Origin of the sequence: Bacillus sp. NPDC094106 (assembly GCF_044764345.1) — a bacterium.
Classification (GTDB): Bacteria; Bacillota; Bacilli; order Bacillales; family Bacillaceae_G; genus Bacillus_A.
This window is the reverse complement of sequence record NZ_JBIWHY010000027.1, coordinates 1-5,823: the sequence shown is the minus strand read 5'-3', so window position 1 is coordinate 5,823 and position 5,823 is coordinate 1. Positions and strand designations below refer to the sequence as shown.

General features: G+C 33.6%; 4 protein-coding genes and 1 pseudogene. 2 read left to right on the top strand and 3 right to left on the bottom strand.

Going from position 1 to position 5,823, the window contains the following annotated elements:
• Window positions 1-367: 367 nt before the first annotated feature.
• The 3 genes and pseudogenes from ACIQ7L_RS25740 to ACIQ7L_RS25730 all read right to left on the bottom strand — a co-directional run.
• Window positions 368-874: a GNAT family N-acetyltransferase gene (locus ACIQ7L_RS25740; protein WP_400572763.1), complete on the bottom strand. Its 507-nt coding sequence runs from the start codon at window positions 872-874 to the stop codon at window positions 368-370.
• 495 nt (window positions 875-1,369) lie between these two features.
• Window positions 1,370-2,179 (bottom strand): formate dehydrogenase accessory sulfurtransferase FdhD, encoded by an 810-nt coding sequence (gene fdhD / locus ACIQ7L_RS25735; protein ID WP_400572762.1) that lies wholly within the window; start codon window positions 2,177-2,179, stop codon window positions 1,370-1,372.
• 468 nt (window positions 2,180-2,647) lie between these two features.
• Window positions 2,648-3,144 (bottom strand): annotated as a pseudogene (locus tag ACIQ7L_RS25730) (transposase); the annotation flags it as partial.
• A 419-nt stretch (window positions 3,145-3,563) separates the two neighbouring features.
• Between ACIQ7L_RS25730 and ACIQ7L_RS25725 the strand changes: the two are divergent.
• On the top strand, window positions 3,564-4,121 hold the full coding sequence (locus ACIQ7L_RS25725) for an RNA polymerase sigma factor (RefSeq protein WP_400572760.1): 558 nt from the start codon (window positions 3,564-3,566) through the stop codon (window positions 4,119-4,121).
• Window positions 4,087-5,520, top strand: coding sequence for a DUF4367 domain-containing protein (locus tag ACIQ7L_RS25720; RefSeq protein WP_400572758.1), 1,434 nt, complete (start codon window positions 4,087-4,089; stop codon window positions 5,518-5,520). The genes ACIQ7L_RS25725 and ACIQ7L_RS25720 overlap by 35 nt, the downstream gene beginning before the upstream one ends.
• Window positions 5,521-5,823: the final 303 nt, after the last annotated feature.

The following is a 5,823-nucleotide window of genomic DNA, read 5'->3' as shown; positions in this document are numbered from 1 at the left end:
TGATTTATATGTCGGAAAATTAAACTGGAATATATATAGGTGGGAGAGAGAATCCGGCCATGCATAGATGCCCCATGCCAAGTGAAGGCAAAGAGAGAAAATAAGTAGCGGTCACTTTTTGTTCCTCATAGCAGCGACTTATATGCTCAAAAATCAAAATGAATATATACATATTTTTCGTTTACTATTACTTCGAATACTTCCATCATTTTTTTCATCTGTTATCTCCTTATTGTCATTTCGTACTTGTAGTATAACGAAGAAACTGAGAGAGAACGATCGATAAAGGTGACGTGAACATTACATTGTTGTAAGAAAAAAAGCACCTTTATATGAAAAAGATGCTTTTAAAGAAATCTATATAGGGTTAGTTATTTAAAAATAAAATCATATGTTCTTCATCCCAATATTGTCCGTTATGTTTTAACGCACGTTCTTGAAAACCATATGTTTGAAAGCCAAGTGATTCGTATAATTTTTTCGCAGCTTCATTTCCAACAACAACATCCAGCATGAGTTGTTCTACATGTAATTTATGAGCATTTTCAATTATGGCGTTGATTAAAGCTCGCCCAGCCCCAAGACCACGAGCTTTTGGAGAGACATATACAGAGCCGATTTTTGCTTTATGTTCTTGCTTAATGAGCGGTTGCGTTTCTAAAGTGGCAATTCCAATTAAATCGTTATCTGTAAAGACACCGATTGTATACTTATTAGGATTAGCTAAACGTTTTACCATTGCAGCAACAGGATCTTCTTGTTTTAGCACATCTTCATAAGAGGAGCTAAAAGCTTCCGGATTCTTTATTAGGCCTTCCATACAAACCTTTAAATAAATTTTTGCATCCTCTGTTGTTAATAAACGAATTTCCATATCGGTAACCTCCTCAGTTTATCCTGCTCTATAGGAAAAACTCCTTAAAGTATATAAATCCATTTTAATTTTTCGACATCTAAATTCCTGCTATGCAGAATAAAAAGAAACCTACACTCGTTTGCTCTTTCTGTTTTTACTTCGCATGTGGCAAAAAAAGGCCCTGACCGCTTCTATGCATGGCCAGATGCTCTCTCCCATCTAAAAAGAGGGGTTTTATGTCGATTTTTTTAATTGATGTATATATAGAAGTTTACAATCCATAAGAGTCTAATGGTTATATTGATAGAATACTTACTGTGTATTCACGAACATATTCTGTGCTTATTCTTTCTTAATTTGTAAAAGAATAAAAAGATATATGCGAGGGATATGTGTCCTCATTTGTTTTAGCGCTTCACTTTATGTAATGAAATTATATATTAACTTCGTTAACTATTCAATAGTTAAATATATTACATTTTTATAACTAAAAATGACTCCTATGCAAAGGAGTCATTCTTCTTCGGATTGATACCCTTCAATCCGTTCTGGATGTGTATAAATATTGCAAGAGTGATTACGAATAAAACCAACAACCGTAATGCCTAAATCTTGAGCAAGTTGTAATGCTAATTTTGTTGGAGCGGATTTGGATAGCACAATTTCACAGCCAATTTTAGAAACTTTTAGTAAAATTTCAGATGAAATACGACCGCTAAAGGCGATAATTTTTCCTTTGACAGATATGTTGTTACGTATACAATGTCCGTATATTTTATCTAATGCGTTATGCCTTCCAATATCCATTCTTGATAGAAGAATGGTATTCCGATCACACAGAGCTGTATTATGAACGCCGCCTGTTTGACGAAATGTAGTGGAAGATTGTTGTAACGTATTCATTAAATGAAAGCATTCTTCAGGAGTAATTGTTACATGTATATCATGTAAATTCTTTGCCTTCGCTGCATCATTGACAAAAATAAACCCTTGTCTACTTTTTCCGCAGCAGGAGGTAACGTATCGTTTGTTATATAACGTTTGATAAAGTGGATTGATTTGTGCTGCTTTGATATGAACGATTCCTTGTTCTTTTTGTATCCATAATTCATCGATATGCTTATAGGAAGAAATAATCCCTTCAGAAATTAAAAAACCTATTACCATATCTTCTATATAATTTGGAGTGCATACAACTGTGACATATTCTTCACCGTTTAATTTAATCGTTATAGGAGATTCTGTAACAATTTCATCAGCTTGTTCGGAAAATACGCCAGCTTGATAACGCACCATTGTATATGTTTCTTGGACAGGATCCATACTAATTTCCCCTTTATATGTATTTTTCTCCCTATTCATCATAAAACATTGAAAAAATAAAAGCATCTGTTATCTATATATACATCAATTAAAAAAAGACATAAAACCCCTCTTTTTAGGTGGGAGAGAGAATCTGGCCATGCATAGAAGCGGTCAGGGCTCTTTTGTGCCACATGCGAAGTAAAAGCAGAAAGAGCAAACGAGTGTAGGTCAATTTTTATTCTGTATAGCAGGGATGTAGATGTCGAAAAATTAAAATGTTATATAAATACAAATTGAAAAACCGACGTAAAACCCATAGCCATCAAGTTAACAAAAATACAAGTTTTTATATTTGGACATACTCAAATAAGACTTCAACATATTTATTTTTTTAAGGGGTGTGTTGAAGTGAATTTGTATATTCTTGAGTGATGCCAAGAATATCAAATGGTGAATATTTGGTATACCGATGTGCCTTCCTACCATTTTTTTGACAGGTCTTTGAACAATCTGACAAGAATGGGAATCATATCTCGACAGGATGTGAACAGCACATCGTGTATACTTGAAAAATAAATATATGTGATATACGTTGCTTTATATTCACTAATTTCTTTTTGTTTCTTCTCCCAGATTAATCTCCTCATTTTATAAGTCATACTTGCGATCAGACATAACGCAATCAACTGCCCATATAAATGGCACTGAAATCGTTCGAGTTTTATCCTTTTCACCGCATGAATACCAAAAATAGATTTCCATGTTTTAAACAAAATTTCAATTTGCCAACGAAGAGAATAAAGCTGATAAATTTCATGGGCTTTCATATCTGTTTCTTGTATATTTGTAATAAATAAGTTAATCCCACTTGCGTATTTAGGCATTCGTCTTTTTTCTTTTTTGTGCCGTTCTAATCGCTTCGTATGTTCAGGCTCTGTTAATTTATAGATCATCAAACGTGTTGCTTGTTTTTGATGAAAATTATACATACGTAGCCTTAACTTGATGGCTATGCTCATATTGAGTGCTTTTTTATTGTTTATCCTAAAAATATTGTAGTTTTGTAGAAATTTAAAGTAATCTTGAATAGCAAAAAACACTTTTTATTAAGAGGAAACTGAGATTTTCCTGCTTTGCTAATAGGGGTAGCGTCTAATAGCAGCTTCAGAACAGAAGAAATCACTTTGGAATCGTTTATTTGGTAAATAAATTAGAATTTAATGATATAAAGAAAAGCTCAATTCTTATTTGAAAAAAGATAAGAATTGAGCTTTTTTATCCCTTTTTTTCTATCGGTTTTACTATGACGAATATCAATCTACTAACGATTTTCCACATTTATGTCTTCAGTGTCACAAAGTATAGCCGCCCATTCGTTATATAGAGTGAGAGGAGGGATTACATGAAAGTTACAAACAAAGATTATGAAAAGATGGAAGAGCTATACGAGTTGTATGAACAAAAAATTTATTATGTAGCTTATTCTATTTTAAATAATATTCAGCAGGCTGAAGATGCAGTTCAAGAGACGTTTATTACTCTTCATCAGAATCTAGAAAAGCTCCACAGCTTGAACATTCAAGAGCTTAAACGCTACATTTTGAGAATTGCGAAAAACAAAGCGATTGATAGCTACAGGAAAAATAAACGACATGAAATGTTCTTAGAAGAATATCAAAGAGAATCGTCAGAAGTAGCAGATGAAAATATTGAAGAGTGGGAACAGCGTTTCATGTCCGAGGCTCAAATTGATACATTGCTAAAAGTGTTAAATGAGTCTAACAGACAGGTTTTTAAGTACAAAGTCTTCTATAACTTAACTTATCAGGAAATTTCAAATCTAATGGGGATAACTGAGGTCAATGTCCGCAAGCAATTTGAACGTGCTCGAAAACGAGTACAAAATATGATAGGAGGTATACAAAATGACGAATTCAAAGAACTCCAAAGAAATGTATGACCTTGCTGAAAAAATCGCGTTAGATGATTTTGATAAGCTGGATGAACAACATGAATTTTCAGACACCTACACGCACAAAAAGAAATTATTTATGGAGGAAATTAAGATGAAAGGTGGGCAACCACAGGCCAAGCGTAAAAGGAATCGTATTTTAATCGCTGCTGCCTGCTTATTGATTGGCATGCCGACAACCGTTTTTGGCGCAGTAAAAGTCTATGATATGATTGTCAAAAAACAAAATCATGAAGTAAATGTTTCAGTAACAAATAAGGCCTCGAAAAAGAGTGAAAGTTGGTATAAGTTGAAAGTCGGCAAATTACCAGAAAATATGGAAGCAATCGATGACACTGCTATGAAATATTCATTTAAAGATAACTACGCAAAGGGTGGGTTTTCATTTCTTCTTTGTAGATTAGGAAAAAATTCAGATTTTCAAACTCTGTACGCAAACAACTACGAAGAAAAAGAGATAAACGGTAGGAAGGCAGTGGTTATTCATAGAGACACTGGAAACAAAAATTTAATGTTTAATAGACAGGTCTTTCTTCTTTTTGAGGAAGAGGGGATTATGTTAGAAAGCTATATTGGAGCCGATGTAAATGAAGAACAAATGATGAATGTCTTAGGGAACATTTCACTTGAGCCCACATCAAAGGAAAAGGCATCACTTACAACAGATTATGATGAAGATCGTGTTAGCAAAGCGAATGCACCAACAAAACCTAGCGTTATTCCTTTGAAAAAAGACAGCAAACAACTATTTAGCGTAGGTCAAATGGTTCCAGTAACCATAGATAACATCACAGATAACAGCAAACTCGAATATGTTATAGAAAAAGTTGAAGTCTTTGATTCAATCAAAGATTTTAAACAAGAGAACTTTAATGAATTTGGACTAGAAAGATTAAATGAGAATAAGGCTTTAGATCAGACGGAAAAATTGATACCGTACAGACGGGATGTATATAAAGTTGGAAATGGTAAAGATTCAATTGACAAATTAGTAGAGTCGAAATTCGTTAATCTTAAATTTGTCTACCTGACAACAACAGTGAAAAATATTAGTAAACAGGCGACAAAAGAAATCTATATGCATCCACCCATACAAGTGCTTAAATCTGAAAATAATGCATGGAACTATGCTAAAGAAGATGGAATTGACGAAAAAAGTATTATGACGAGCGAAGTTGATTATTTAGAACCCCACGGAAACGGAAAAAGCTTTTACAATATTGGTAGTATCCGACCAGGACAAACGATGAAGATTAACTTAGGTTATTTTGTAGATGAGGATAAACTGGATTCAATCTTCCTTGATGCTTTCCATTACAGCGGGTTTAGTGGCACTGAAAATATGAATGCGGAAGATCGTTGGTGGATTGATATTCGTCAAAAGTAAACCCTATTGATACAAGGATTTCTACCTTAACGTTGTAAATCCGCAAAATCCTGATGCTACCCCTAATAGGGGTACTGACGGCAAAACGCGGATTTTGTACGTTAATACATTTTTCAGGAGATGAAGCCCTGGTTTTTATAGGTCAAGAAAAGAATCAGGGCTTCAATATTTTTTGTTAAGTTAATATGATCATTGAATACGATATTTTATCTTTTAGCAGTTTCTTCCTTACCGAGTTCTAGCCAGTCTTCAAATAGTTGATCATCCTTCAGATCTAGATAATGCTTTAAAAATGCAACAAAC

Excerpts from the sequence above, each read along its gene's own strand:
- ACIQ7L_RS25740 (WP_400572763.1), bottom strand. The coding sequence starts at position 874 with ATGGAAATTCGTTTATTAACAACAGAGGATGCAAAAATTTATTTAAAG.
- fdhD (WP_400572762.1), bottom strand. The coding sequence starts at position 2,179 with ATGGATCCTGTCCAAGAAACATATACAATGGTGCGTTATCAAGCTGGC.
- ACIQ7L_RS25725 (WP_400572760.1), top strand. The coding sequence starts at position 3,564 with ATGAAAGTTACAAACAAAGATTATGAAAAGATGGAAGAGCTATACGAG.
- ACIQ7L_RS25720 (WP_400572758.1), top strand. The coding sequence starts at position 4,087 with ATGACGAATTCAAAGAACTCCAAAGAAATGTATGACCTTGCTGAAAAA.